The organism is Micromonospora sp. H33, assembly GCF_052068455.1.
Lineage (GTDB): Bacteria > Actinomycetota > Actinomycetes > Mycobacteriales > Micromonosporaceae > Micromonospora.
The window spans coordinates 117,134-141,634 of record NZ_JBQHDE010000013.1; the positions used below are offsets into that span (position 1 = coordinate 117,134).

Here is a 24,501-nt window from a genome sequence, read left to right on the forward strand (position 1 = left end):
GGCCCCGTCCGCGTACGAAAGGAACACCTCCGTCGCGATGTTGCGCCGCCGTACCCCTCTGGTCCTGTTGTCGTTGCTGGTCACTCTCGGCCTGGTGGCCTGCGGCACCCCCGAGCCGGCCGCACTCCGGTTGGACGCGCCGTCGATGAAGGCCGCCGTGAAGGCGGCGCCGGGGCCGCGACCGGCGCCGAAGTCCGCCGCCGAGGTACGCCAGCGGGTGCGCCTCGGCATGATGGATCTGTCCGGGTTCCGTCCCGAGACAGCCGAGCACACCGAAGAGAACACCGACGCCTGGTACCTGCGGTCGCTCTGCCGCGACGAGCTGCCGTCCGACCGGCACGCCGTCGGCCAACGGGATCGCCGATGGGTGAAATCCCCGGTCTGGATCCGGCATTACGTGGTCGGCTTTCAGAAGGTGCCCGGCCGTAAGCTGATCGACGAGCTGCGGTCGGTGCTGAAGACGTGCCGCACATACCGGACGCACGACGGGCGAACGTCGACGATCGTGGCCTGGCGGCCGCCGGGGGTGGCGGCCCATCGCGACGTGGTGACGTTCTGCGAACGCCAGAAGACCGACACCGGCATCGTCAACCAGTGCACGATCATGATGGCGCGGGGCCACTACGTGATGGAGGTCGACGCCTCGGACGGCGACGGCGACCTGAAGAAGTCCCAGGCGTTGACGGCGAAGCTTTACCCGCTGACCGCCATGGCGCTGCTCATGGTGAGCTGAGCGTCATCCCGGCACTCGAACTCCAGCGGCCCAGAGCTGCCGGCGGACGGGCCGACCGGCCAGTTGTGGGACTTCCTCGCCGATGGCGACGGCAGCTACGGCCGCGCTGCCCTGGTGGCCCGCCGGCTCCGGCTCATCCTGCTGTGGCAGCATTGTGAGGCACACTCACTATGAGCGGGGGTAACGGTGGCGCAGCGGTGGACGGGCGCGCTCGACCGGATCCTCGAACTGGTCGTGATGCTCAGCGACGACATGACGCGGGCCCTGGCCCGGGACGGGCTCACCTCGTCCCGGGCCACCCTGCTCTGGGAGCTACACCGCAGCGGGCCGGTGACCCAGCGGGACCTGGCCGACGCCCTCCGGGTGAGCGCGCGGACGGTGACCGGCCTGGTCGACGGTCTGGTGGCCGGCGGTTTCGTCACCCGGGAGCCGCACCCGACCGACCGGCGGGCCTTCCTGGTCACCTTCACCGAACACGGCACCCGCACGGTCGAGGCGCTGGAGGAGGGGCAGCGGCAGTTCGCCGAGCTGCTCTTCGGCGACCTCCGGGCCGACCGCCTCGACTGCTTCGTCGCCGGGCTCGACCACGTCCTGGGCCGGCTGCGCGAGCAGGGCCTCTCCCCCGACATCCACGAGGAGGACCACCCGTGACCGCCACGCTGCGGCTGCTCCGCTTCGTCATCCGCTACGAGATCGGCCTGTGGCGCAGCCTCTACCGGTGGGTGTTCCGCCGGCCCGAGAAGCTGCGCCCGGGCGACCAGACGTTCGGGTACGTGGGCGCGGTGACGACCCTGATGTGGATCTTCATCATCCTCTCGGCGGTCGAGATCCCGATCTTCGAGCTGATGCTGCCCTGGGAGACCGTCCGGAAGGTCGTCCTGGGCCTCGGCGTCTACGGCCTGCTCTGGATGTTCGGCCTGCTGGCCAGCAACAAGGTGCACCCGCACGTGGTCGGCGACGACGGCCTGCGGCTGCGCCAGAGCGTCACGCTGGATTTCACGATCCCGTGGGCCTCGATCGAGACCGTCCGGGTCAACCGGCGCTCGATGCCGCCGGAGGGGCAGACCCAGGTGGAACGTGACGGCGACCGGGTCACGGTCAGCCTCGGCATGGCCAGCCAGACCAGCGTCGACGTGCTGCTCCGCGAGCCGATCGACGTGCCGGTGCGCAAGGCCCGCGGCCTCGCCGTCACCGAGCTCCGCTTTCACGCCGACGACCCGGAGGCGCTGGTCGAGGCGGCCCGCGCCCGCCTCGACGCCCACCTCCCCACTAGCTCTCTCTGAGGTCAGCCCGCCAGTCGTTGACGCGGATGGTGTGGCCCGGCGGGTACTCGAAGTCCGTCGCCCCCTGCAGCACGAACCCGGCCCGGCGGCACACCGCGTTGGAGGCCGGGTTGTCGACCGACGGGTAGGCGTGCGCGTGCCGGTGGGTCCGCCGGGCGCGGGCCACGTCGAGCACCGCACGCACCGCGGCCGAGGCCAGCCCTCTCCCCTGGTACGCGGACAGCACCGCCCACCCCATCTCGTAGACCCGCTCGCCGCGCCACTCGCGTTCCCAGTACCCGACGCTGCCCACCTTCTCCCCGTCGGGCAGCACGATCGTGTACATGCAGCCGCCGCCGGTGGCGCCCAACGCCGCGTACCGCGCGTTGCGGGCCACCACCTGCTCGTCTGTCTCCGGCCCTCCGGTGTGCCGCCGGATCTCCGGGGCGTTCAGCTGCCGCAGCAGGTCGAGGTCGTCCGATTGCCAGGGCATGATGCTCATGTCGCTCACGCGTCCAGTGGACCACCCGCCACCGACGGTCCGGTCCGCCAGATCGGATCTGGCGGACCGTCTCGCGCCTTCCCGGTGAGAGGAGGTGGAGTCATGACGCCGCTGCGACTCACCGTGATCATCGGCAGCACCCGCGAGGGGCGGGCCGGCGACGAGGTCGCTCGCTGGTTCGTCGCGCAGGCACGGCGACGGGCGCAGCTCGCGGTGTCCGTCCTCGACCTCGCCGACCACGACTTCCCGGCCGCCTGGCCCGCCGAGGCGACGCCGGCCATGCGGTCCTTCGCCGCCGAGGTGGGCCGCGCGGAGGCGTTCGCCGTGGTCACCCCCGAGTACAACCACAGCTTTCCGGCGTCGTTGAAACAGGCGATCGACTACGCGTACGACGAGTGGCAGGCGAAGCCCGTCGGTTTCGTGTCGTACGGGTGCGGTTCCCTGGGTCTGCACGCGGTCGACCAGCTCCGCACGGTCTTCACCGCGCTGCACGCCATGACCGTCCGGGACGTCGTCGGCGTCGACCTGCTCTGCGGCGGGCCCACCCCGCTCGCCGAGGACCGGCTGTGCCGGGACGCCGCTGTCCTGCTCGACCAGCTCGCCTGGTGGGGCCTGGCGCTGCGCGACGCCCGCGCGGCCCGCCCGTACGTCTCCTGAGTTCCCCGAAGAGAGGTAGAGATCATGAGTACGCGCACCACCGGCCCGGCCGTGGAGGCCGAAGGCCTCCGCAAGGCGTTCGGGTCGACCCGGGCGCTCGACGGCCTCGACCTGCAGGTCCCGGCGGGCACCGTCTACGGCCTGCTCGGCCCGAACGGCGCGGGCAAGACCACCGCCGTCCGAGTGCTGGCGACGCTGCTACGCCCCGACGGCGGGCGGGCCCGCGTCTTCGGCCACGACGTGGTCGACGAGGCCGACGCCGTCCGCTCCCGGGTCAGCCTGACCGGCCAGTACGCGTCCGTCGACGAGGACCTGACCGGCATGGAGAACCTGGTGCTCCTCGGCCGCCTGCTCGGGCTGCGCAAGCCGGCCGCCCGGGAGCGGGCGGAGAGCCTGCTGGCCGCGTTCGGGCTGACCGAGGCCGCGGGTCGGCAGGTGAAGAAGTACTCCGGCGGTATGCGCCGGCGCCTCGACATCGCGGCCAGCATCCTCAACACCCCCGACCTGCTCTTCCTCGACGAGCCGACGACCGGTCTGGACCCGCGCAGCCGCAACCAGGTGTGGGAGATCATCCGGGCGGTCGTGGCGCACGGCACGACAGTGCTGCTGACCACGCAGTACCTGGACGAGGCCGACCAACTCGCCGGCCGCATCGCGGTGGTCGACCACGGCCGGGTGATCGCGGAGGGCACCCCGGGCGAGCTGAAGTCGTCCGTCGGCTCCGGCACCGTCCACCTGCGCCTGCGTGACGCCGGTCAGCGGCCCGAGGCCGAGAAGGTGCTGCACGCCGCGCTCGGTGTTCCGGTGCAACTGGAACCGGACCCGGTCGCGCTGACCGCCCGCGTCGGCGGCGAGGGCTCCGGCCTGGCGGCGAGCGAGCAGGCCGCCCGCGCCCTGGCCGACCTGGCCCGCGCCGGCATCCTCGTCGACGACTTCTCCCTCGGCCAGCCGAGCCTGGACGAGGTCTTCCTGGCCCTGACCGACCACCCCGCGACCGCGAGCGACGAGCACGACGAGCAGTTGGAGGCAGCCCGATGAGCGACACCGCGACCACCACGAACGGGCGTGCCCCGTCCGTCTACGTCCCGTCGGCCGAGGCGCTGGCGACGGTCCTCGCGCCCGGAGCGCGGCCGCCGAGGCCGGGTGCGCTGTCGGCGTCGCTGACGTTCGGCTGGCGGGCGCTGCTGAAGATCAAGCACGTCCCCGAGCAGCTGTTCGACGTGACCGCGTTCCCGATCATCATGGTGCTGATGTTCACGTACCTGTTCGGCGGCGCCCTCGCCGACAGTCCGCGTGACTACCTGCAGTTCTTCCTGCCCGGCATCATGGTGACCAGCGTCGTCATGATCACGATGTACACCGGTCTCGGCCTCAACAACGACATCGAGAAGGGCGTCTTCGACCGCATCCGTACGCTGCCGGTGTGGCGGCCGGCCGCCCTGGTCGGGATGATCTTCGGCGACGTGCTGCGCTACGTCATCGCCGCCGTGGTCATCCTCGGTGTCGGCCTCGTCCTGGGTTTCCGCCCCGACGGCGGCCTGCTCGGCGTGGTCGCGGGGATCGGCCTGCTGGTGGTCTTCTCGTTCGCGTTCTCCTGGGTCTGGACCTTCTTCGGCCTGGTGCTGCGCAGCGAGAAGTCGGTGATGGGGGTCAGCATGATGGTGCTGTTCCCGCTGACCTTCCTCAGCAACGTCTTCGTCGAACCGTCGACCATGCCCGGCTGGCTCCAGGCGTTCGTCAAGGTCAACCCGATCACGCACCTGGTGGCCGCGGTTCGCGGCGTGATGGCCGGCTCGCCGGACGCGACGAACACGATGTGGCTGCTGCTGTGGAGCGTCGGTTTCGTGGTCGTCTTCGGCACCCTGACCATGTACCGCTACAACCGCCGCTGACAGCCCGCGCTGCGGGCCCCGCCACCGTCGTGGCGGCGCCCGCGGCACGCTTCCCGAGATCTTGGAAGGAAACGGCCCCTGGAGGGGCCCCTGGAGGGGCCGAAATCGTCCAAGATCTCCGCTGGACGGCTCTAGAGGCGCCAGGGTGGGGGGTCGGGCGGGAGGTAGCGGCAGGAACCGCCGGTGGAGACCGTGTCGCGGAGGTGAGCGGCGAGTCCTGGATGCCGGTCGTCGAGGCGACGGAGCGTGTCGCGGATGCGGGCGGTGACCGCCTTGCGGGCGCGTTCGGCCTGGTCACCGAGGCGCCGCGTACGCCCCGCCAGGCCGGCCGCCGCCCGCAACTCGTCGAGGAGGGCGGCCCGCTCGGCGTCGAGAGCGGACACCCTGCGGTCGTCACCGCGGGCCGCGGCCCGGTCGATCTCGTCGTCGAGCCGCTCCAGGTGGCGCCGGTAGCGGGCCTTCGCCTCGTCGTCGAGGACCGGATCGGCGCCGAGCCGGTGCGCGGCGACCAGGTCGGGGCCGGCGGCCGGGTCGAGCAGTTCGACCGCGGGGACGTCGACACCGGGGCGGCTCAGCAGCAGGTGCAGGTCCTGGAGCCCCTTGGCGTCCGGCAGGTGCGCCACCACGCCGCCGTACACCAGCCGCCACACGTCGCCGTCCCGGCGGAACTCGTAGACCTCGGACGGCGGGCGGCGGTCCTCCGGCACGGGAGGTGTGGCGCCGGAGGGCGACCACGGCAGACCGGCCATCCAGTCCGGCCCGGTCATGGCCGCCATGGAGCCACATTCCGGCGCGGCCGCCGACGAGCCCGGTTCGGGCGGCGCGCCAGGGGCGCCCGTTGAGCTGAGCGCGGCGGAGGAGCCGGAGCCCGTGGCCACGGCCGGCCCGGTGATCGACGGGCCGGACCCGACGGTGGGCGCCGGTGGCGCGCCGAGGCGGTGGAGCACCTGGGCCATGCCGAGCGCGGCGGCCTCGCGTACCGTCTCGGCGCGCAGTTCGGCGGCGGCGGTCGCGTCGCCGGGGCCGTCACGGCCGGTCAGGGCGCCCACCAGTCCGGCTCGGGCGAGCAGCGACCACGGTCGGGCGCCCATACGGTCGGCGGACCCGCGGGCGGCGGTGAAGCCGGCGACGGCGTCGTCCCACCGCTGCTGCGCCAGGTCGACGTGCGCGAGCCAGTGGTCGACGGGGCCACCGACGTCGCAGCCGAACAGGGCCGCGATCCACTGCCCCCGGTACGGCGCCAGCGCCTCCCGCGCCTCGGCGCAGCGCCGCGCGTCCCCGGTGCGGGCCGCGACCTGCGCGCGCAGGCGCAGCCAGAGCGGTGACACCGGCCGGGGGTACGGGGCACCGGCAGCCTCGATCTCGGTGACGAGGCGGACGGCGGTCGCCATGTCGCCGCGCTCGACGGCGGTGATGCCACGGACCAGCTCCAGGTACGTGTGGTCGGTCGGGTCCAGCCCGTGGAGCAGCGTGTCGATCTCCTCGAACCGGCCCTCAAGCAGCAGCAGCGACCAGCGCAGATGGTGCACCAGGAAGGCGTGGTCGGACTGCTCCCACTCGCCGAACCCGACCAGCTCGCCGAAGAGCGCGTCGGCCCGGGCGAAGTCGCCCCGGAACGCGGCGATGATGCCGCCGTCGATGGCACCGGCCATCCGGTGCCGGTCGATGTCGGACTCACGGCCCGCCGAGACGAACGCGGTATGTTCCTGCGCGTAGCGGGGGTCCCCGAGCTCCAGCAGCGCCACCCAGCGCAGGCTGGTCGCCCACATCTCGGTCTCGCGGTCGCCGGTGCGGCGGGCGACGTCGCGGATCTCGGCCGTGATCGTGGCGCGGTCGGCGGCGCTGCCCAGCCCCCACGTGGTGTCGTGCCGGGCCCAGAGGCTGAAGGTGAGCGCCTCGTCGTCGCGGCCCCGGCGGGCGAGCGTCTCGGTGGCGGTGATCAGATCGGTCACCACCGTGGCCGCCGGCAGGGCCTCGTCGGGCTCGCCGATGAGCCGCCGGTACGCCTCGCGCAGCAGCCCGTCCGTCTCGACCGCGTGCCCGGCGGGGGTCCAGCCGTGCCGGTGGACGGTGAGCGCGGCGCGGGCGAGCAGAGCGGGGTCGTCGATCCCGAGGGCCAGCTCCGCCGCCTCGGCGAGGAGCCGCCGCGCCTCCTCCCGACCGCCGGAGTGGGACAGCAGCTGCCCCAGCTCGGTCAGGATCCGGACTCGTTGGGACCGGTCCTCGACGACCTCCAGGGCCCGGCGGAAGTGGACGGTCGACTCCTCCAGGGCCAGCCGCCCGCCGGCGTCCCGCGCGGCGCTGACGAGCAGCTCGGCGGCCCGGGAGGGGTCGAGCTCCCCGGCGCCGAGCCAGGCATGGCGGGCGAGGTCGGCGGGGATGAGCCGCTCGGTGAGCGCCGGCTCGCGGTCGACGGCGCGGACCACGGCCGCGTGCCGGGTCCGGCGCTCGGCGTCGTCCAGCCCGTCGTAGAGCGTCTCCCGCACCAGGTCGTGGGCGAACGCGAACCGTCCGCCGCCGCGGGCGACCACGAGCCGGGCCGTCACCGCGCGGTCGAGGAGGCGGTCGACCTGGGCCGCCGGGGTGCCCGCACAGGAGGCGAGCACGGACCGGTGGAACTGCCGTCCCAGTACGGCGGCGACGGTGAGCGCCTCGACCACCGCGTCGGGAAGTTGGGCGAGCCGGCGGCGCACGGCCTCGCGGACGCCCGGAGCGATCAGGTCGACCGCTCCGTCGACCCGCCACAGCCGGGCGGTCTGCTCGACGAAGAACGGGTTGCCGCCGGTGCGCCGGTGCACCTCGTCGAGCAGGGCGGCGTCCGGTTCCCGGCCGGCCGTCCGCGTCATCAGCGCGCCGACCTCGTCCCGGCTGAGGCCGGTGAGCGTGACCGTGGTCGCCTTCGTGACCAGCGGCATCAGCAGCGGGCGCAGCGGGTGGTCGGCGGCCTCGACCTCGGCGTCGCGGTACGTGCCGATGAGCAGCAGCCGCTCGAACCACGTGTGCTGGGCGGCGAACGCCAGCAGCCGCATGGAGGCCGGGTCGGCCCAGTGCAGGTCGTCGAGGACGACCACGACCGGCCGGCGCTGCGACACGGTGACCAGTGCGGTCGTGACCGCGTCGTAGAGAGCGAAGGCCTCCTCGTCACCACCGGCCGCGCCGGGCATGGACGGCCCGGTCCCGCTCGCGTCACCTCCGCCCGGCATCCCGGTCGCGCCGGCTCCGCCCGGCGTCTCGCCGAGCAGGGCGGCGAGGCCGGGTTCGGCGGCGGATCGGGCCACCGCCCAGTCGTCGGGCGAGCGGCGGAGCCCGCGGACGACCTGGAGCCAGGGCCAGTAGCCGGGGGCGCTGTCGGAATCCCAGCAGGCGGCGCCGAGCACCAGGGCGCCGCGCTGGCGGGCCTCCTCGGCCAGCGCGGTGACCAGCGTGGTCTTGCCGATGCCCGGCTCTCCGGTCACCAGGACGAGACCGCCGTGGCTGGCGAGGGCCCGGTCGAGTTCGGCGCGCAGCAGGCCCGCGGGGTGTTCCCGCCCGATGATGGCCTCGACGCGCCGCGGCTCCATAACCGTTACCTCTCAGCGTGCTTTGGTGAGCACGTGACGGGTAGTCCCGTCTGGCGGTGGGCCCGTCCCGGTCTGACCCGCGGTCGTGCCGAGAGGGAAGGTCAGCTCCATCTCGATGTGAACGGTATCCGCTCGGTCGAGATCGCCGTCAGCCGCGTACCCGCTTGCGGACCTCCGTCCAGAGCCGGTTGCCAAGCCTGGTCCGCTTGATCCAGCGCAGCCGGGTCGCGATCCGTAACGGCTCGCGTGGTCGCGGTGCGGCAGTCAGGCGGGCGTGGGTAGCGCCGGTGCTAGGCCTGGTGGTGCCCGGTTCGAGCTGCTCGGAGGCGACCGCCAGCCAGGTGAACTGCTGGAGAACCTTGGCGTTCGGCCGACCACCTGCCATTGCCGCTCGCAGCGAATGCTCCACCGCCGGCCGGCGAATGAGTTCGGTGAGTGGGCCGTGCGCGGTGTCGAGCAGGTTAGCGATCGCCATGACCCCATTGCCCTCCCACACCCGGGTGGCGGTGGACGGGCCGGTGGCGACGCTGACGAACGGGACTTCCGCCCACTCCGGCACGAGCCGCCCGAGCAGCCGGTTGTGCAGCAGCCGGTCGCGTTTCTGCGCGGGCGTCAACCCGAAGGTCGCGGCGACGAAGCCTGGTGCCAGGAACGGCGTGACCGTACCGATCGAGTAGGCGGAGGTGCACCACCGGCGCATCCGTTCCACGAGGTAGAGGTAGTCGGCCAGGTGCAGGTCGCTCAGGCCGATACCGCGGGCGTGGTCGAACAGCGCCGCGATCCGGGCCTGCTCGGCGCTGACCACCGCCTTGGCCGCCGCCGCCCTCGGCAGCGCCGAAAACAGCTTGGTCATGCTCGCTTGCTCCGGCGACGGGTCAACGTCGCTGTCCGCCGGCGGATACCAGTAGCCGGTGGCGAGCTCGCCGGCGGCACCGGTGAAGCCCGGCGTCCTGACCTGCTCGGGAAGCATCGGCCGGGCTGCCGGGCGGACCAGAAAGGTGGAGGGGAACTGATGATCGTGCAGCCGCTGGAGTCGCCGGGCGCGTTCTTCCAGGCCGGTGTCGAGAACGCTGGCTGGCGCGCCGGCCAACTGGAGCCGGTGTTCGGGTCGCAGCCCGCGCTTGTCTCGCAGGATCTGCACGAGCTGCCGGGCCACCTCGCCTTCCGCCCGGGTGTCCTCGTTGGTGACGAACCGGGGTATCAGACCGGCGGCGATCAGCGATGCGGCGATGAGCCGCGAGTCCTTCCCGCCGGACAAACCGAGAATGATCTCGTCCCCATAGAGCCGGTGCAGGCTGGAGGCGGTCGTGGTAAGGGCGTCGGCCGCCCGGTCCAGCTGCTCATCGACCGGGCGTCCCTGGCCGGCGAATCCACTCATCACCACGTCGTCGACGGCGTACCGGATTTCGCTGCCGATGGTCCAGCCGCCGCTGTCGCTCCGGCGGCCCGTCACCCGCTCCCCGGGGCGGAGCAGCCGTGTGCCGGCGATCGGGGAACTGTCGCCGCCGAAGTGCCCGCAGAGCGCGTACGATTTCCAGCCGTCAAGGTCCGGCCGCACCTCGCCATGCAGGAACGTGGCCAGCAGGCTGGGGCGGGTGCAGAACGCGGTCACCCCGCCGGCCTCGCCGGTGAACACCCGGCACATCCCGAGCCAGTCCTGCTGCAGGACGAAGTGGTCGGTGTCCTGGAGTGCCAGCAGTCCGAACGGTGGAAGCACGTCGCGGTGCACGTCCTCGCCGGCGAGGAGTCGCCCGGCCAGCGCCGCCGGGCCGCCGGTCCCGTCGAGCCCCACCGGTAGCCCCAGCGAAACCGCGGTGACCGGGTGCACGGTGTCTACCGTCGGCCAGCGATAGGCCCCCGGATCGGCGGGGTGCAGGACGACCACGCCCCAGTCGTCAGAGCCGAACTCGTGTCGGCGGTACGACGCCGGCGCCACCTCGGCCAGTGCACTCTCGAAACGGGCCCGGTGGGCTCGGCGTGTCTCCTCCGGCACGGGGGCCGCAGCGAACCAGGCCAGCATGACGTGCATTCGGCTTCCCCTGAACTCCACGATTGGTGCTTTTCTGTGAGCGGAACGCTAACACCGGATTACCGGCGACGCCGTCCCTGGCTGTCCAACCTGGGTTCATGTGGCAGCCGTGCGCATAGGGTGTGTCTCATTTAGATGGCCGTTGGCCTGGAGTCATGATCTGCTTCCGTGGACGAGGCCATGATCCGTACCTGGCGCCGGATGACCTGTGGGACATCGCAGCCCCGTTGATCCCGCCCGCGCCGGTTCGTCGGCAGGGGTGGCGGTCAGAAGACGTGGTTCGACAGCCTCGACGCGGCCGGCCAGCTCTACCCGCTGGGCGAGGAGTACGACGGCCACGCCAGTCTGGCGATGGACGCCGACGGCAACATCCACATGCCCTTCAACAGCCAGATCAAGCGGATCGGCCCCGGCGCTACCGGCCTGGGCCGGCTGCTGGAGGGCGAGGAGGCGCCGGCCCAGGGCTGACTCGGCCTTCATTGCGCCTGCGTTCGGGTCAGCCACTCTGCGGCGAGGTCGGCGACCTGAGCGGCGCCCCGGTCGCTGAGGTGGATGTGGTCGACGAGCAACTCCCGGCCACCGGCCCGGGCCACCTCGTCCCAGTTACGGCCTAGCACGTAGTGCTGTGTGGCGGCGGAGAGCGCGAGCGGGAAGCTGAAGTCGTACGGCTGCCGGTCGCCGCGCTGCGCCAGCAGGCCGGTCATCCGCTCGTGAACCGGCACGTAGTCCACCCCGGCGCGGATGGCCACCTCCCGGATTGCCGCGTTGTACCCGGACAGGTTGCGGTTGATCTCGCTGTCCAGCTCCTCGCCGAGCGGTGGCAGGGACATCAGCGCGACCCGGGCGGTGGCACCTGCGGTGATCCGCTCGACGATCGCGGCCATGTTGTCCTGGTACCGGTCGACCGGCACGCCGTCGCGGACGTCGTTGGTGCCGACGAGGATCGTGACCGCGGCCGGGCGGCAGGCCATGACGTCGGTGTCGATCCGGCCCAGCAGGTCGGCGCTGGTGTTGCCGTTGACCCCGGCGTTGACGAACTCGTACCCCTGCAACTCCGGCCGGGCGCGCAGCGCACCAACCCAGTCGCCGCCGAGCGTGCCCTGGGTGATGCTGGCACCGGCGGCGACCACGACCGGCCGGTCGCCGCGCTCGTCGCCGCAGGCCTGCGAGGGTGGGTTGGCCGGTGGGCGCAGGAATGCCCGGTATCCGGCGGTGCCGAGGGTGGCGAGCACGCCGGCCAACACCAGGCACACCGAGACGATGATCCGCTTCTTCATGGCGACCTCCTGCCGGTCAATAGCCGACGGCGAGCGCCACCCGGACCGTACCGTCGTCGGCGAGGCAGCGCAGGATCTGGTCGGCGAGGTCGGCGCGGGACAGCTGGTTCCCGCCGGGCACGTTGCGCTCGACCGCGGTCCGGAACTCGCCGGTACGCGGCCCGTTGGTGAGCCTCGGCGGGCGGACGATCGTCCAGTTGAGATCGCTGAGGCTCACCAGCTCCTCCATGAGGCGAACGTCGACCCGGCCGTGGCGGCGGGCCTGCTGCTCGGCGCCTGCCTCAACCGCGCGTTCCTCGGTCACTTCGTCCAGGAGGAACGGCCCAGCGTCGACGAGTTCGCCACGTCGCTGGTCCGCACGCTGCTCACAGGCCTCGCGCCCCCGTCCTGACCGCAGAACCCGAGGAGTTGGCGCAACTCGGACCTCGTCCTTCCCTAACCTTCCCTACCCGCTACACTTAGGGAAGGATGAAGGAAGACTTGTACTCGGTCGAGCAGGTGGCGGAACGGCTCGGCCTGCACGTACGGACGGTGCGCGGCTACATCCGCTCCGGGCGGCTGCGGGCAGTGCGGATCGGCAAGCAGTACCGGATCGCCGCCCGGGACCTGGCGGCGCTGACCGGTGTGGCGGCCGCCGCGCCCGCTCCGGCCGGCCCGGTCGAAGTGTCGAGCATCGTCCGCATCGACGGCGTCGACCGGGCCGCGGCTGACCGGCTCGGCACGCTGCTGCAGGCCGGGGCGGCCACCCGTCACGATCCCGGTCCCCCGCTGCGCCTCCAGACCATGTTCGACGACGAACGGAACCGCATGACCCTCGTGATCCTCGGCGACCCGACCGCCACGGCCGACCTGCTGCGCCTGGTCGACTCCGTGCTCGACGGGGTGCTCGGCCGTGACTGACGACATCCAGGAGCGGGCCGGCGTACCGGTGCTGGTGCTCGACCCCGCCGGGCCGGTGATCGCCACCGAGCAGGACGCGCTCGACCTCATCGGGTCGGCGTTCCTCGGCGCGCAGGTGGTGGCCGTACCGGCGAGCCGGCTCGACGCGCGCTTCTTCTCGCTGGGCACCCGGTTCGCCGGCGAGATCATGCAGAAGTTCGTGAACTACCGGCTGCGGCTCGCGATCGTCGGCGACATCTCGGCGTACCTGGCGGAATCGTCGGCGTTGCGGGCCCTCGTCCACGAGTCGAACCAGGGCGGGCACGTCTGGTTCGTGCCCGACCTCGACACGCTCGACGAGCGGCTGCGCGAGGCGGCCTGACACCCGCACACTGACGTGCCGGCCCGGCCCTAACCTACGGCGTGCCCGAGCCCGGCTCCCAGCGGTCGTGGAACAGCGCCATCTCCACCTCCTCCGGCTCGATCCCCCGGCGGTGCGCCTGGCCGGCGGCCCAGCTCAGGTAGGAGAGCCACTCCTCGGTCAGCCACGCCGACGGGCGGCTCACCCCCGACCCGGCCGGCAGCCGTCGCGCCACGACGCTGTCGAGGATGAGCGGTTGCAGGCCGCCCGCACCCCGCCGGTAGCCGGCGAAGTAGAGCAGCTTGGTGAAGAACGCCGGCCCCAGCCGGGGCAGCCGCGACTCCTTCGGATCCCGCAGTCGCCGGTAGGCGGTGCGCAGCACGTCCTCGTCGAGGATCGGTGCCCGCAGACCGTCGAGGGCGTGTCGCGTGCCGTCCGGGTCACCCTCCAGCGAGCGCGCGGTGCGCCAGGGGCCGTACCCGATCGGGCCGTATCCCCACATCAGCACCGCGCTCAGCAGCTGGCGCGGTGTCGCCTCGCCGGCCCGCCACGCGTCGGCGACAGCGAACACGTCCCGCCGCCACACGACGCCCGTCTCGGGAAAGCGGCCCGGCCAGGCGTCCGGCGGCAGCGCGGCGCGCCACCGATCGATGTGGACGGTGACGGCGGCCAGCTCGCCGGGCAGCGCATGGGTGCTCAGATCGGTCACCGCGTCCTCCTCGTCACCGGCGGCCGCGAGCCCCCTGCCCGCACATCCCGATCCGGCTGTCCTGGACGCTATCGACGCGTCGGGGCGCTCCACCGCCCGAGAACGGGATATCGCGGTATCCCCGTCCCGATCGGCTCATCGACGGGATGCGTAGTGGCCGCCGTACCGGGTACGCGCGGCCCATGGGTAGCCACAAGCCGAACAAGCATGATCCCGGCGGCGAGTCGGCCCGCGGACGGCGCCATCCCGGCAGCGGGGCACGCGGACACCAGGGCTCTCCGGTCGAGCATTCGCCGAAGGCCCGGCATCTGCGTACGGCGACCGGAAGCTCCGGCAGCGAGCGCGATCAGGGCCGCGCCAAGGTCGAGGGCCGCGAGCGCGTCCAACGGCAAGGTACGGGCTGAGCCGGTTGCCGCAGCGTCTGGGGAGGTGCCGAGATGGCGAAGTTCCTGCTGAGGTCGACCTACACGGTCGACGGCATGAAGGGCCTGAGCAAGGACGGCGGCACCAAGCGTGCCGATGTCGTACGAAAGATGGTCGAGAACGCCGGCGGGACGATGGAGTCGATGTACTTCGGGTTCGGCGCGGACGACACGTACGTGGTGTGTGACCTGCCGGACCACAAGACCGCCGCCGGACTGGCGATCGACATCCGGGCGGCGGGCGGCCTGGACACCCGGGTCACGCCGGTGCTGACGCCGCAGGAGGTCGACCAGGCGACCCGGGAGAAGGTCGAGTACACACCCCCGGGCGTCTGATCGCGCCGGTCACTGGCTCGGTCGTGCGCCGGTGACCACGTGGGAGCAGGCGGCGCAGGCCGAGCGGCCCTGCTCGGCGTACCACCGGCAGTGCGCCGGATCGCGCAGCGTGGCAGGTCCGCCTCGGCCGGCCTCCGCCGTCTCCTGCCAGCCAGTCGTCGAGCCGGCCGGCGAAGTCCGCTTGGACGCGGACCGGCCCTGCGGCGAGCCGCGCGGCGCTACCTGGCCGAGTGCTCCCCCGGTCCGCAGCTCCGCCTCCGGCGGGAACGGTGGTCGACATCCGGCTGAGCCGTCACGGAGGGGCCAGCTCACGCCCGCACCCGCCCCTCCGCCGGCCGAGAATGCGGGAACGCGGCACTGACCTGCGGGAACCGGCGTTAGCGTGAGACGCGGCAGGGGTGTTCGCGGCCCCCGTCCCCGTACCCGACCATGTCGATCATTGGGGTGTCCCATGCGCGGGCCGAAACGTGGTCCGGTCTGGGTGGGTGAGCTGTGGCTACGCCAGCGCCGACGCAGGTGGCGCACCCGACGGGAACGCCGGACCGAACGGCACCTCCGCCGGCGGACGGACCAGCGACCCGACCACCGGATGATCTGGCGGCACCACCGCGGGCTGCGGTGGGCGATCCTCGGCGCCGCCGCGGTGCTCGTGGCGTGGAACGTCCTCGCCCTGGTCCTGATGATCCTCGACACCGAGCCCATCGGCATATCGAGGTGGTGCGCGGGAGACCCGCCGCGGGGGTACTACTGCGGGCAGGTGAAGGGCTTCGTCGAGGGCCCGCTGGCCCTGGCGCTGGGCCTGGCGGTCTTCCTGTTCTGGCGGTACCTGCGGGTCCGCCGCTGGTACGGCGGTCAGGCGGTGCGCAATCGCCGGATGGTGATCCCCACGGCGGAGCGGGACATCGCCCGGATCGACGTGGTCGGCCGGGACGAACTCTGCGAGCTGATGATCCAGCGGCTCCGCGACGAGCACCACCGGCGACCGCTGCTGCTGGTGGGCGGGATCGGCACCGGCAAGACGACCACGCTGGTCCGCCTGGCGGAGATGCTGATGGCCACCAACGTCGTACCGGTGGGGATCGACCTGCGGTCGGTGACCGATCCGGGGAAGCTGAACTTCCACGAACTCGCCCGCGACCAGTTCCAGCGCGCCATCGACACCCAACTGCACGCCGGGGGCGAGGCGGACAAGGTGTGGCGGCGGCTCTGGCTGGAGAACCGGATCGTGGTGCTCGCCGACGGGCTGGAGGAGGTGCTGGCCGACGGTGCGCAGCCCGCCGACCGGGACAGCGTGCTCCGCGAGGCGGTCCGGCGCGCCGTCCGCGAACGCCTCCCTCTGGTGGTCGCGTCGCGCCCGGACGATCCGCTACGCGGGTTGGACGCGCTGCTGCTGCAACTGGAGCCGCTCGGCGAGGGCGCCGCCCTGGAGTACGTGGAGGCGCGCGGCCGCCGAGCCGACGCGCGGCACCGGTGGGAGCGGATCACCCAGCTGGTCAAGGAGGCCGACGTCGCCGACTCGCCGTTCTACCTGCGGATCATCGGCCAGCTCTTCGAGGTGGACCGCCTCGATCGCGTCGAGTGGACCGGCCAGGGCCGGTCCGGGCTGCGGTGGAGCCTGCTGGAGGAGTGGTATGCGGCGATAATCGCCGGTGACCTGTACGAGGACTACGGCATGCCGCAGACCGAACGGTCCGACGCGATGGAGGTGCTCTCCGCGCTGGCCTGTATCGGGTTGCGCAACAATCGGCTGTACGTGCGTACCACAGAACTCACCGGTGGCGACGGCGCGGCCGACGCGGGCCGGCAGTGGGTCCTGGCCGAGTTGCGGTCCCGGTTGTGCAAGCTCAGCGCGGACAACCCGCAGGACATCGGGCTCGCCGAGACCACCGGCGACGCGCTGAACGTCGTGGTGAAGCGGCAGGACGGGGTGCGCTTCCAGCACGGGGTGATCCAGGCGTACCTGGGCTCGCGCTATCTCACCGCGGCCATGCGCGACCGCGACTACCTCGACCGGGCGCTCACCCCGAGCCACGGTCCCGGCCGAGAGCTGCTGGCGGCGCTCACCCTGTACACCCGCAGCGGGGGCACGTTCGAACGGCGGGACGGCCGGGGGTCACTGCCGTCGCCGCAGGGAAGCCTGCTGCGTCTCGGTGGCGTCGTCCGGGAGACGGTGCACCTCGCCCCCGATGACGCCACGGTCACCCGGAAGCGCTCGGTCACCCTCGTACACCGGCTTCTCGACGCGGCGGTCGGGACGCGGAACCGCACTCGGGCGCTGGAGCTGTTTGCGGCCGCGCTGGAGATGGACGCCGCCACCGGGCACACCGCGCACCAGAAGCTGGCCACTGCCGTCCGCGACGCCTGGCCCCAATACCAGGGGGACGGCTCGGTCACCGACCGCCCGCTGGAGGACGCGAAGATCGCCCTCGTACGCCGGTTCGGTGACGCCGCCCGGCAGCTCGCCGAGCGGCCCCCGGAGTCCACCGGGCTGCTGCGGCAGCCGCCGACCCCGCAGTACGGGCAGCTGTTCCTGACGATGGCTGCGGAGCGGTCGTACCTGCCGAGGCTGGCCGCCGCGCGCGAGATCGCCATCGGCGGCGACGCGGCCGTCAGAGAGCTGCACGGCCTGCTCGACCAGCCGCCGGAGGGGGCCGACACGCAGGGGCGGGAACGCCTTGAGGAACTGCGGACCTGGATCGCGCCGGCGCTGTTCCTCCTCGCCGAGGGCCGGCACGACCCCGGCGGACAGGACTGGCGGGAGGTTGCCCGGCAGACCCTGCGGCGTTGGGTACACCGCCTCGCCACCAACGCCTCCCACGGCGCGCGGGTCTACGAGCTGACGCTGGCGCAGGGGTTCCGGCTGGCCGCCAACTGCCGCACGTACCCGCCGCACCGCAGCACCCTCATCGAGGAGGCCGAGAAGGCGCTGCGGCACTCGCGGTTCTGGTACTCGCATCTGGTGCTCATCCAGGCGCTGACCCTGCTCACCCTGCCCCGCGACCCCGGCGAGACGCTGCGCGAGCACGGGGCCGGCTCTGACCCGCGGGGCCGGGTCAGCTTCTGGATCTCCATCGCCGGCGGCGGCGACCGGGCGCCGCAGCCCGGCAGCGGTACGGCCCATCCGCTCGTCCTCCAGGTCGCGGACCTGTGCGTCCAGGCGCTCATCGACCGCCACCCCGAGCGGTACTGCTGGCTGGACGAGCGGGAGATCGTCGGGCGGGTGGGAGCGGTCAGCCCGCAGCCGGGCATCCGCCGGCTCCAGGACGTCTGGCTGCCGCCGTCGCACGGCTGGGCCGTGCTGGAGCCGCGGGCCCAGCGGCTCCTCGCCGACGTGATGCTGCTGATGAACCTGGCCGACCGGGGCCGGGACAACGACGAGCGGGCGCGCCGGCTCAGCCGGGCCAGCCGGGCCGATCTGCCGCCGTGCCTCACCATCGACCGCACCGCCATGCGGGTCACCCTGAGCCGCCGCCAGGCGCACGACGTCCAGCCCGGCTCCACGTGCATCGACGACTGCCCGTTCCGGCTCTGCCCGCTGCCGCCGAAGGGCGACGAGCTGCCGTACCAGATGGACGAGGTGTTCTGCGCGCACCAGATCGACCTGGTCGGGCACTGGTTCCACGCGCCGGGGCGGGCGGACTGGCAGGCGGTCAACCGGGACGATCTGCGGACGTTCTGGCGGGAGATGTCGGAGCGGATGGCCCCGGCCTGGCGGAAGTGAGCGGTGACGGGCCGGGTCGGCGTCCCGTCGGGGCCGCCGGACGTATCCGGCGGCCCCGACGGTCGGCTCAGTGAACGACGACGGGCGTCTTCGGCTGCTGCCCCGGCTCCCCGGGCTGGTCGTCGAGCAGGTGCGACGGCTCGCGCCGGCGGGGCAGGAGCGCGGCCGGGATGAACGTCAGCAGCACCAGCCCGAACGCCACCCAGAACGTCGTGCCGAAGGAGCTGGCGGCGTAGTCGATCCCGCGCTCGATGAACGACGGGTCGACCGGCATCTGCTGGAGCAGTTCCGGCCGCTGCTGGGCGGCGATGGCCAGCCCGGCCTCGGTGACCGGGTTGCCGTTCGGGTCGGTCGCGCCGGGGATCAGCCGGGAGCCGTTCAGCTCGTTGGTGAGGATCACCGACATCACCGCGGCACCGACGGAGCCACCGATCTGCTGGAGGATGTTCACCAGCGTGGAGCCGCGGGCCACCTCCTGGCCGGTGAGCGTCTTCAGCGCCGAGGTCATGATCGGCATCATCGTGCCGCCCATGCCCAGGCCCATGACGAACAGCGAGCCGCAGAGCAGCACGTACGACGTGTTCGGGTCGACCTGGGTGAAGGTGAAGAACCCGGCGACGATCAGCAGCAGCGCGAACGGCACCGTACGGCCGACCGGCACCTTGTCGGCCAGCACGCCGGCGATCGGCATGGTGATCATCGCGCCGAGGCCCTGCGGCGCCATCAGCAGGCCGGCAGCGAGGGTCGACTCGCCGCGCACCTGCAGGAAGTAGCTCGGGAAGAGCAGGCCGGCACCCATGAACGCGATGATGAAGACGAACAGGGTCACCGCCGCGATGGTCAGTCGGCGGTTGCGGAGCAGTCGCAGGTCGAGCAGCGGGTGCTGGGGCTTGAAGGAGTAGAGGACGAACGACACCACCAGCGCGGCGCCGACCAGCATGGGTCCCCACACCTCGGGGTCGGCGAACGTGCCGGCCTCGGGCAGCGTGGAGACGCCGTACAGGAACAGGGCGAGACCCGGCGAGAGCATCAGCATGCCGAGGAAGTCGAACGACTCGGACGGCTCGGGGCTGTCCTTCGGCAGGGCCATCTGCGCGTAGACGAGCGCGATGACACCGATCGGCAGGTTGATCAGGAAGATCCAGTGCCAGCTTGCCACGTCGATCAGCCAGCCGCCGAGGATCGGGCCGCCGATCGGGCCGAGCAGCATCGGGATGCCGAGGACGGCCATCAGCCGGCCGATCCGGTTCGGCCCGGCCGCCCGGGTCATGATCGTCATGCCGATCGGCATGAGCATGCCGCCGCCGAGGCCCTGCAGCACCCGGTAGCCGATCAACTCACCGATGCTGTCGGCGGTGGCGCACAGGCCGGACCCGATCGTGAACAGCGCCAGGGCGATCATGTAGAGGCGTTTGGTGCCGAACCGGTCGGCGGCCCACCCGCTCAGCGGGATCACCGTGGCCAGCGCGAGCGTGTAGCCGGTCATCGTCCAGGCGACGCGGGCGTACGACGCGTCGAACTCGTTCTGGAACGTCGGCAGCGCGACGCTGACCACCGTCACGTCGAGGATCGACATGATCGCACCGAGCACGACGACGCCCGCCACCTTGAGCACCGCGGCGTCGAGCTTGTCCGATGTCGGGACAGGCTGTGGTGCCGCGACGGATTGCTGTGTCACGAAGTCTCCTGAAGTCGGATCGACCGAACGGATGAGCGGTGGGTGGCGGCGCGGCGCCCGCCGATGAGCAGGCACGACGTGCGCAGGGGTGAAGCCCGCAGGAAGATTAGCCCTCGCCACCGACACTCCGCCCCCGGATTAGCGGCCAGCAGACCTGTGAGGACGACCACGGCCGGCCCGGTGGTGAGCATGGCGATGACGGCCCGGGCGGCGAAGACGTGACGGTTACGACACGGAGCCGACCGCGATTCAGCCGAACGGATGAGCCACCGCGCCGACCCGCCCGGTCGCGTCGGCCGACCGGACTCAGCGCTGGCGGGGTCGGGCGTGCAGGGCGGCTCGCAGCGCCGGGCCGAAGGTGCGCCGTACCTCGGCCGGGGACAGGGCGGCGATCGGACGGATCGGGTTCAGGTACCGGGTGAAGATCAGGCCGCCGATGACGCCGACCGCGGCGGTGGCACGCTCGGTCGCGTCCGGGCCGCCGAGAAATTCAGCAATGCGGACGAGTAGCTCACTTTCCAGGTAGCCGCGGAACGCGCGCATCGTGTCGTCGTCCTCTAACGCCATGCGGTTCTCGGTGGGCGCGGTGGCGTCCCACAGCGCCGTGACGGCGGTGAGAAGCCGGTCGGCCAGGCCGGCCTGGTCGCCCTGCAGGGCTTGATCGAGGGCGCCGGGCTGCACGCACAGCAGGTTCAGCGACTGGCCGAACAGGCCCTGCTTGGAGCCGAAGTGGTAGCTGATCAGCGCCGAGTCGACGCCGGCTGCGGCGGCGATCGCCCGGACCGTGGTGCCCTTGTAGCCGTGCTCCAGGAACAGTTCGCGGGCGGCGGCGGCGATGCGGGCCCTGGTGTCGGGGTTACCGCGGGGACGCCCCCGGGTTTTATTCAGCACCGTTGAATATTGCGCTTCTCGCGCGGCACCGTCAACGCCACCAACCCGCACGAGGAGCGAGCACACATGCGTACTGTCGTCTTCGGTGCCACCGGCCCGACCGGCCGCCAGCTGACCGAGCAGGCCCTGGCCGCCGGCCACGAGGTCACCGCCGTCACCCGCCGGCCGGGCAGCATCCAGCCCCGCCCCGGTCTCACCGTGGTCACCGCCGACGTCGCCGACCCCGACGCCGTCGCACGCGCCATCGCCGGCAGTGACGCCGTCCTGTCCAGCCTGGGAGTCCCGCTCTCCCCGAAACCGATCACGGTGTACTCGCAGGGCGTCGCGAACATCGTGGTGGCGATGCGGCGCCACGGGGTGAAGCGGCTGGTCACGGTCAGCTCCAGCGTCATGGACCCGACATGGCGACCGACCGGTGAGTTCTTCTTCAACACCGTCATGGACCCGCTGGTCAACCGGCGACTCGGCCGCACCGCCCACGAGGACATGCGCCGCATGGAGGCCCTCGTACGCGACAGCGACCTGGACTGGACGATCGCCCGGCCCTCCGGGCTGTTCGACAACCCGACCGTCACCCGGTACCGCGTCGAGGAGAACGTCGCCGACGGACTCTTCACCGCGCGCGTCGACCTGGCGGCGGCCATGGTGGCGCAGCTGACCGACGACCGGTTCGTCCGGCGGGCGATGGCGGTAATCACCACCGACGTCAGGCCGAGCATCCTGGGCCTGATCTGGCGGGAGGCCGTCGCCAAGAGGAAGCGGACATGACGGGCCCGCGCCAGGCGGTTCGGCCGCTCTCGGCACGAGCTGCGGCGTTCCTCACCGCGCCCCACCAGGGCACCCTCACGACGGTGCGGCCGGACGGCTCGCCGCACGTCACCGCCATCCGGTTCACCTGGGACCCGGCCACCGGCCTGGCCCGGGTCCTGACCGTCGCCTCCAGCCACAAGGCCCGCCACGTCACGCACGCCCCCGCCGCCCGCGTCGCCCTGTGCCAGGCCGAGGGGTTCCGCTGGATCACCCTCGAAGGGGTGGCCCCGGCCAGAAGGCACTTCGCGGTGCCCATGCCACGGCGGGAGGTTTGATGGCGCTCGTCATCCCCGACGTACTGGAGGAGAGCTGCTCGACCCGGCAGGCGCTGGAGCGGCTCGGGGTGAAGTGGCGGGTCCTGCTGATCTACGCGCTGCTGGCCGGGCCGCAGCGGCACGCGCAGCTGCGCCGCCGCCTGCCGGGGATCAGCCAGAAGATGCTGACCGAGACGCTGCGCGGGATGGAGGCTGACGGGCTCGTGAGCCGCCGGGTGGTGAGGGAGACCGCGCCGCAGCACGTCGAGTACGAGCTGACAGATCTCGGCCACACGCTGGAGAAGACCCTCGCGGCGATCTGCGACTGGGCGATGAGCCACAGTAGATCGTGATCATTTAGGTCGACTTCGGTGGCGCGGCCGGTGTCCCATCGCCCGGGTACTCTGCCGGCATGACCAGCGCGCATGAGGTGGTCGCGGCTTACTGGGCCGCAGCGGAGGCCCGGGACTGGGATGCGTTCGGCGCTCTGCTCGCCGACGATGTGGTCTACCGCGGCCCCCAGACCAGGGAGCAGGTTCGCGGCCGGGACGCCTACATCCGGTTCAACGTGGAAGGCTTCCCCTACGACTGGCACATCACCGTCCAGCGGATCATCGGCGAGCACCTGCACGCCGCAAGCTGGATCGAGTTCACCGGGCCAGAAGGCCCGCAGCCCGGCCTGTGCTTCTTCGATATCGGAGACGATGGCCGGATCACCCGGATCACCGACTTCTGGCCTGAGTCGTACGAGCTTCCGGCCAGCCGCGCCCATCTGGTCGAACGCTACTGATTCGGCGGCGTCCACAACAACCTCCGTCGCCTCGGCAAGCGGCCGGCGCCCGTCGCGCACGTCGGCACGGCAATCACACTTCTTCGGCGGGTGCGGCAGACGCGCAATGCCCTCCGATTTGGGTTGACTCGACGGGGGTTGCCGGGGCGTACTGGACGTACGTTCCCGCACCGCCGGCTGGCGCGGTCGGCCGCAAAGCAGCGGGCAGGCACTCCCAAAGTTGGGGTGCCTGCTCTTGTTCGCGCCCACGCTGACGGGGACGTTGAGTGAGGGGAGGCCCCACATGAAGGACCGCCTGTCGGCGAGTTGAGCGCACCCACCCTGGCGTCGACCGACGCTGTCGGTGGTGAGTTGACCCTCGTGGCTCGGCTTAGCCGTCTGCCCTGTGCCCGCCTGTTGCCTGCAGCCTGCTGTGTGGCTTGTGGCCACACCTGCTGCCCTGTTGCCTGCCCCTGCGTGGGGCCGGGCATGTTCGTTGACTCGACCACAGCGATGTACCGGCCCCGTGCACACACAAGGGGTCCGCCCGGCCGAGCGTCACCCGGCAGGGTCGCGCCTGCGGCGAGAACTGATCCGAGCGGGCAGGCGCGACCTGGACGGCACCCCACATCGCCGCACCTCGAATCCCTACCAACGAGCTGGAGCACGAACATGACCTCAACCCACATCAATTCACCCACGCCGGCAGATACCTTCCCGGTCCGCCTGCGCATGACGACCCCAGTCGGGGCTTCACCCGAGCGACGTGTCGACAGGTGGTGGGCCGTTGGCGACACCTGAGCACCGAGCCCCCGACCTGCCCGCCGAGGTGCGGTCGAGGCGGGAGCGGCTGGAGAGCCGGATACAGGTGCTGATCATGCTGTTGATCGGCGGCGCGGCCGGCGCCGCCTCGTTCCGCCACGTCCATGACGTCGCGGCCGCGCACGGCCAGCCGGGCTGGCTGGCCTGGGCCGACGCGGTCGTGCTGGAGCTGACCTCGATCGCCGCCGGTCTGGAACTGCGCCGCAACCGGCGCCTCGGCAAGAGCGTCACCTTCCCGGCGACCGTACTGACAGTGGCGGTGTTCCTGTCCCTGGCAGCCCAGGTCGTGGAGGCGGAGGCGTCGGTGATCGGCTGGATCGCCGCCGCGCTGCCGGCGCTGGGCTTCCTGGCGATGGTGAAGATCGCCCTCGGCCGTGCCGACCCCGCCCCACCCGACCGCACCGCCCGGCCCATGCGGGCTGAGCCAGGCCCGGCGCTGATCGTTGACGCTGTGGTCCCGGACACCCGCGAGGCGGTCCCAGCAGCGCCGCTGCCGGTCCCCTCGGACACCGCCACGGTCCGGGACTCCACCACCACGGTCCCCGCACCGGCGGACCAGGACCCGGCGGTCCCGGACCGACGCGACAGCGGTCCGCCTGTCCGGGACCGAGGCCCGGAGATCACCGCGCTGGTCCCGGCCGCCCGGACCGCCGCCCGCGCCCTCGCCGCCCACGGGACACCGCTGTCCCGCAAGGAACTCGCCCGGCTGCTACGCGCGGACGGGTATCAACTGTCCAACGCCACCGCCTCGGCGCTCGTGCGGGTCCTACGCGCCGAGGCCACCGCGCCCACGCCGGATCCGTCACAGCGGGAAGCCGCGTGACAGAACCACGACCGGCGACTTTTGTCAGGCCGAGCCGTCCCGGTGAGACCAGCGCGCGCGTCGGTCAGGACGCCCACCGTCTGACGGAACCTGACCCGACCTGGCAGAGCAAGG

24 protein-coding genes are annotated in these 24,501 nt (G+C 72.1%); 16 read left to right on the forward strand and 8 right to left on the reverse strand.

The window, feature by feature from the left end:
* The first annotated feature begins 37 nt into the window (after nucleotides 1-37).
* The 3 genes from ACTMS0_RS23925 to ACTMS0_RS23935 all read left to right on the forward strand — a co-directional run bounded on the left by ACTMS0_RS23925 (nucleotide 38) and on the right by ACTMS0_RS23935 (nucleotide 2,016).
* Entirely contained in the window at nucleotides 38-733 is a 696-nt protein-coding gene (locus tag ACTMS0_RS23925; RefSeq protein ID WP_441157497.1) for a hypothetical protein, read from the forward strand.
* A gap of 186 nt (nucleotides 734-919) precedes the next feature.
* On the forward strand, nucleotides 920-1,384 hold the full coding sequence (locus ACTMS0_RS23930) for a MarR family winged helix-turn-helix transcriptional regulator (RefSeq protein WP_441157498.1): 465 nt from the start codon (nucleotides 920-922) through the stop codon (nucleotides 1,382-1,384).
* Nucleotides 1,381-2,016 (forward strand): PH domain-containing protein, encoded by a 636-nt coding sequence (locus ACTMS0_RS23935; protein ID WP_441157499.1) that lies wholly within the window; start codon nucleotides 1,381-1,383, stop codon nucleotides 2,014-2,016. Before ACTMS0_RS23930 ends, ACTMS0_RS23935 begins: the two co-directional genes overlap by 4 nt.
* Here the strand turns inward: ACTMS0_RS23935 and ACTMS0_RS23940 are convergent.
* Entirely contained in the window at nucleotides 2,003-2,497 is a 495-nt protein-coding gene (locus ACTMS0_RS23940) for a GNAT family N-acetyltransferase (RefSeq protein ID WP_441157546.1), read from the reverse strand. The two genes, ACTMS0_RS23935 and ACTMS0_RS23940, sit on opposite strands and share 14 nt — an antisense overlap.
* Nucleotides 2,498-2,599: 102 nt before the next feature.
* Here ACTMS0_RS23940 and ACTMS0_RS23945 point away from each other — a divergent pair, with 102 nt between their 5' ends.
* Genes ACTMS0_RS23945 through ACTMS0_RS23955 form a run of 3 tightly spaced genes read left to right on the forward strand, consistent with a single transcriptional unit; the run spans nucleotide 2,600 to nucleotide 5,046 of the window.
* On the forward strand, nucleotides 2,600-3,154 hold the full coding sequence (locus ACTMS0_RS23945) for an NADPH-dependent FMN reductase (RefSeq protein WP_441157500.1): 555 nt from the start codon (nucleotides 2,600-2,602) through the stop codon (nucleotides 3,152-3,154).
* Nucleotides 3,155-3,178: 24 nt separating this feature from the next.
* Entirely contained in the window at nucleotides 3,179-4,192 is a 1,014-nt protein-coding gene (locus ACTMS0_RS23950; RefSeq protein WP_441157501.1) for an ATP-binding cassette domain-containing protein, read from the forward strand.
* The gene (locus ACTMS0_RS23955) at nucleotides 4,189-5,046 is read left to right on the forward strand and encodes an ABC transporter permease (protein WP_441157502.1); all 858 of its coding nucleotides are present in this window, start codon (nucleotides 4,189-4,191) and stop codon (nucleotides 5,044-5,046) included. Before ACTMS0_RS23950 ends, ACTMS0_RS23955 begins: the two co-directional genes overlap by 4 nt.
* Nucleotides 5,047-5,177: 131 nt before the next feature.
* Here ACTMS0_RS23955 and ACTMS0_RS23960 read toward each other — a convergent pair whose 3' ends face one another.
* The 4 genes from ACTMS0_RS23960 to ACTMS0_RS23975 form a co-directional block, all read right to left on the reverse strand.
* Nucleotides 5,178-8,606 carry an AAA family ATPase gene (locus ACTMS0_RS23960; protein ID WP_441157503.1) on the reverse strand — a complete coding sequence of 1,143 codons (3,429 nt, stop codon included), beginning with the start codon at nucleotides 8,604-8,606 and terminating at the stop codon, nucleotides 5,178-5,180.
* Nucleotides 8,607-8,754: 148 nt separating this feature from the next.
* Complete coding sequence (locus ACTMS0_RS23965; RefSeq protein WP_441157504.1) at nucleotides 8,755-10,635, reverse strand: hypothetical protein; 1,881 nt, start codon at nucleotides 10,633-10,635, stop codon at nucleotides 8,755-8,757.
* Nucleotides 10,636-11,111: 476 nt separating this feature from the next.
* Nucleotides 11,112-11,912, reverse strand: coding sequence for an SGNH/GDSL hydrolase family protein (locus ACTMS0_RS23970; RefSeq protein WP_441157505.1), 801 nt, complete (start codon nucleotides 11,910-11,912; stop codon nucleotides 11,112-11,114).
* A 16-nt stretch (nucleotides 11,913-11,928) separates the two neighbouring features.
* Nucleotides 11,929-12,129, reverse strand: coding sequence for an NAD(P)H-binding protein (locus tag ACTMS0_RS23975; protein WP_441157506.1), 201 nt, complete (start codon nucleotides 12,127-12,129; stop codon nucleotides 11,929-11,931).
* Nucleotides 12,130-12,162: 33 nt separating this feature from the next.
* Between ACTMS0_RS23975 and ACTMS0_RS23980 the strand changes: the two genes are divergently transcribed.
* The 3 genes from ACTMS0_RS23980 to ACTMS0_RS23990 all read left to right on the forward strand — a co-directional run bounded on the left by ACTMS0_RS23980 (nucleotide 12,163) and on the right by ACTMS0_RS23990 (nucleotide 13,173).
* The gene (locus ACTMS0_RS23980) at nucleotides 12,163-12,303 is read left to right on the forward strand and encodes a hypothetical protein (protein ID WP_441157507.1); all 141 of its coding nucleotides are present in this window, start codon (nucleotides 12,163-12,165) and stop codon (nucleotides 12,301-12,303) included.
* A gap of 77 nt (nucleotides 12,304-12,380) precedes the next feature.
* The gene (locus ACTMS0_RS23985) at nucleotides 12,381-12,812 is read left to right on the forward strand and encodes a helix-turn-helix domain-containing protein (protein ID WP_441157508.1); all 432 of its coding nucleotides are present in this window, start codon (nucleotides 12,381-12,383) and stop codon (nucleotides 12,810-12,812) included.
* The gene (locus ACTMS0_RS23990; protein ID WP_441157509.1) at nucleotides 12,805-13,173 is read left to right on the forward strand and encodes a DUF4180 domain-containing protein; all 369 of its coding nucleotides are present in this window, start codon (nucleotides 12,805-12,807) and stop codon (nucleotides 13,171-13,173) included. Before ACTMS0_RS23985 ends, ACTMS0_RS23990 begins: the two co-directional genes overlap by 8 nt.
* Before the next feature lie 34 nt (nucleotides 13,174-13,207).
* Here ACTMS0_RS23990 and ACTMS0_RS23995 read toward each other — a convergent pair whose 3' ends face one another.
* Entirely contained in the window at nucleotides 13,208-13,861 is a 654-nt protein-coding gene (locus tag ACTMS0_RS23995) for an 8-oxoguanine DNA glycosylase OGG fold protein (protein ID WP_441157510.1), read from the reverse strand.
* A 437-nt stretch (nucleotides 13,862-14,298) separates the two neighbouring features.
* Between ACTMS0_RS23995 and ACTMS0_RS24000 the strand changes: the two genes are divergently transcribed.
* Nucleotides 14,299-14,619 carry a GYD domain-containing protein gene (locus ACTMS0_RS24000; protein ID WP_441157511.1) on the forward strand — a complete coding sequence of 107 codons (321 nt, stop codon included), beginning with the start codon at nucleotides 14,299-14,301 and terminating at the stop codon, nucleotides 14,617-14,619.
* Nucleotides 14,620-15,070: 451 nt separating this feature from the next.
* Nucleotides 15,071-18,340 carry an NACHT domain-containing protein gene (locus ACTMS0_RS24005; protein WP_441157512.1) on the forward strand — a complete coding sequence of 1,090 codons (3,270 nt, stop codon included), beginning with the start codon at nucleotides 15,071-15,073 and terminating at the stop codon, nucleotides 18,338-18,340.
* A 67-nt stretch (nucleotides 18,341-18,407) separates the two neighbouring features.
* On the opposite strand, the gene ACTMS0_RS24010 is transcribed toward ACTMS0_RS24005, so the two are convergent.
* Together ACTMS0_RS24010 and ACTMS0_RS24015 are read right to left on the reverse strand one after the other, a co-directional pair.
* Nucleotides 18,408-20,018 (reverse strand): DHA2 family efflux MFS transporter permease subunit, encoded by a 1,611-nt coding sequence (locus tag ACTMS0_RS24010; protein ID WP_441157513.1) that lies wholly within the window; start codon nucleotides 20,016-20,018, stop codon nucleotides 18,408-18,410.
* A gap of 306 nt (nucleotides 20,019-20,324) precedes the next feature.
* The gene (locus tag ACTMS0_RS24015) at nucleotides 20,325-20,909 is read right to left on the reverse strand and encodes a TetR family transcriptional regulator (RefSeq protein ID WP_441157514.1); all 585 of its coding nucleotides are present in this window, start codon (nucleotides 20,907-20,909) and stop codon (nucleotides 20,325-20,327) included.
* A 9-nt stretch (nucleotides 20,910-20,918) separates the two neighbouring features.
* On the opposite strand from ACTMS0_RS24015, the gene ACTMS0_RS24020 reads away from it, so the two are divergent.
* The 5 genes from ACTMS0_RS24020 (at nucleotide 20,919) to ACTMS0_RS24040 (ending at nucleotide 24,387) form a co-directional block, all read left to right on the forward strand.
* Entirely contained in the window at nucleotides 20,919-21,677 is a 759-nt protein-coding gene (locus ACTMS0_RS24020) for an NAD(P)-dependent oxidoreductase (protein WP_441157515.1), read from the forward strand.
* On the forward strand, nucleotides 21,674-21,994 hold the full coding sequence (locus ACTMS0_RS24025; protein WP_441157516.1) for a pyridoxamine 5'-phosphate oxidase family protein: 321 nt from the start codon (nucleotides 21,674-21,676) through the stop codon (nucleotides 21,992-21,994). Before ACTMS0_RS24020 ends, ACTMS0_RS24025 begins: the two co-directional genes overlap by 4 nt.
* Nucleotides 21,994-22,326, forward strand: a complete 333-nt coding sequence (locus ACTMS0_RS24030) for a winged helix-turn-helix transcriptional regulator (protein ID WP_441157517.1) — start codon at nucleotides 21,994-21,996, stop codon at nucleotides 22,324-22,326. Before ACTMS0_RS24025 ends, ACTMS0_RS24030 begins: the two co-directional genes overlap by 1 nt.
* A gap of 59 nt (nucleotides 22,327-22,385) precedes the next feature.
* Nucleotides 22,386-22,763 carry a nuclear transport factor 2 family protein gene (locus ACTMS0_RS24035; RefSeq protein ID WP_441157518.1) on the forward strand — a complete coding sequence of 126 codons (378 nt, stop codon included), beginning with the start codon at nucleotides 22,386-22,388 and terminating at the stop codon, nucleotides 22,761-22,763.
* A gap of 856 nt (nucleotides 22,764-23,619) precedes the next feature.
* Nucleotides 23,620-24,387 (forward strand): DUF2637 domain-containing protein, encoded by a 768-nt coding sequence (locus ACTMS0_RS24040; RefSeq protein WP_441157547.1) that lies wholly within the window; start codon nucleotides 23,620-23,622, stop codon nucleotides 24,385-24,387.
* The last annotated feature ends 114 nt before the right edge of the window (nucleotides 24,388-24,501 follow it).

What these genes read in the sequence shown, in the direction of transcription:
- ACTMS0_RS23925 (WP_441157497.1), top strand. Translation starts at nt 38, where the DNA reads ATGTTGCGCCGCCGTACCCCTCTGGTCCTGTTGTCGTTGCTGGTCACT.
- ACTMS0_RS23940 (WP_441157546.1), bottom strand. Translation starts at nt 2,497, where the DNA reads ATGAGCATCATGCCCTGGCAATCGGACGACCTCGACCTGCTGCGGCAG.
- ACTMS0_RS23945 (WP_441157500.1), top strand. Translation starts at nt 2,600, where the DNA reads ATGACGCCGCTGCGACTCACCGTGATCATCGGCAGCACCCGCGAGGGG.
- ACTMS0_RS23950 (WP_441157501.1), top strand. Translation starts at nt 3,179, where the DNA reads ATGAGTACGCGCACCACCGGCCCGGCCGTGGAGGCCGAAGGCCTCCGC.
- ACTMS0_RS23955 (WP_441157502.1), top strand. Translation starts at nt 4,189, where the DNA reads ATGAGCGACACCGCGACCACCACGAACGGGCGTGCCCCGTCCGTCTAC.
- ACTMS0_RS23960 (WP_441157503.1), bottom strand. Translation starts at nt 8,606, where the DNA reads ATGGAGCCGCGGCGCGTCGAGGCCATCATCGGGCGGGAACACCCCGCG.
- ACTMS0_RS23965 (WP_441157504.1), bottom strand. Translation starts at nt 10,635, where the DNA reads ATGCACGTCATGCTGGCCTGGTTCGCTGCGGCCCCCGTGCCGGAGGAG.
- ACTMS0_RS23970 (WP_441157505.1), bottom strand. Translation starts at nt 11,912, where the DNA reads ATGAAGAAGCGGATCATCGTCTCGGTGTGCCTGGTGTTGGCCGGCGTG.
- ACTMS0_RS23985 (WP_441157508.1), top strand. Translation starts at nt 12,381, where the DNA reads ATGAAGGAAGACTTGTACTCGGTCGAGCAGGTGGCGGAACGGCTCGGC.
- ACTMS0_RS24000 (WP_441157511.1), top strand. Translation starts at nt 14,299, where the DNA reads ATGGCGAAGTTCCTGCTGAGGTCGACCTACACGGTCGACGGCATGAAG.
- ACTMS0_RS24005 (WP_441157512.1), top strand. Translation starts at nt 15,071, where the DNA reads ATGCGCGGGCCGAAACGTGGTCCGGTCTGGGTGGGTGAGCTGTGGCTA.
- ACTMS0_RS24025 (WP_441157516.1), top strand. Translation starts at nt 21,674, where the DNA reads ATGACGGGCCCGCGCCAGGCGGTTCGGCCGCTCTCGGCACGAGCTGCG.
- ACTMS0_RS24030 (WP_441157517.1), top strand. Translation starts at nt 21,994, where the DNA reads ATGGCGCTCGTCATCCCCGACGTACTGGAGGAGAGCTGCTCGACCCGG.
- ACTMS0_RS24035 (WP_441157518.1), top strand. Translation starts at nt 22,386, where the DNA reads ATGACCAGCGCGCATGAGGTGGTCGCGGCTTACTGGGCCGCAGCGGAG.
- ACTMS0_RS24040 (WP_441157547.1), top strand. Translation starts at nt 23,620, where the DNA reads ATGCTGTTGATCGGCGGCGCGGCCGGCGCCGCCTCGTTCCGCCACGTC.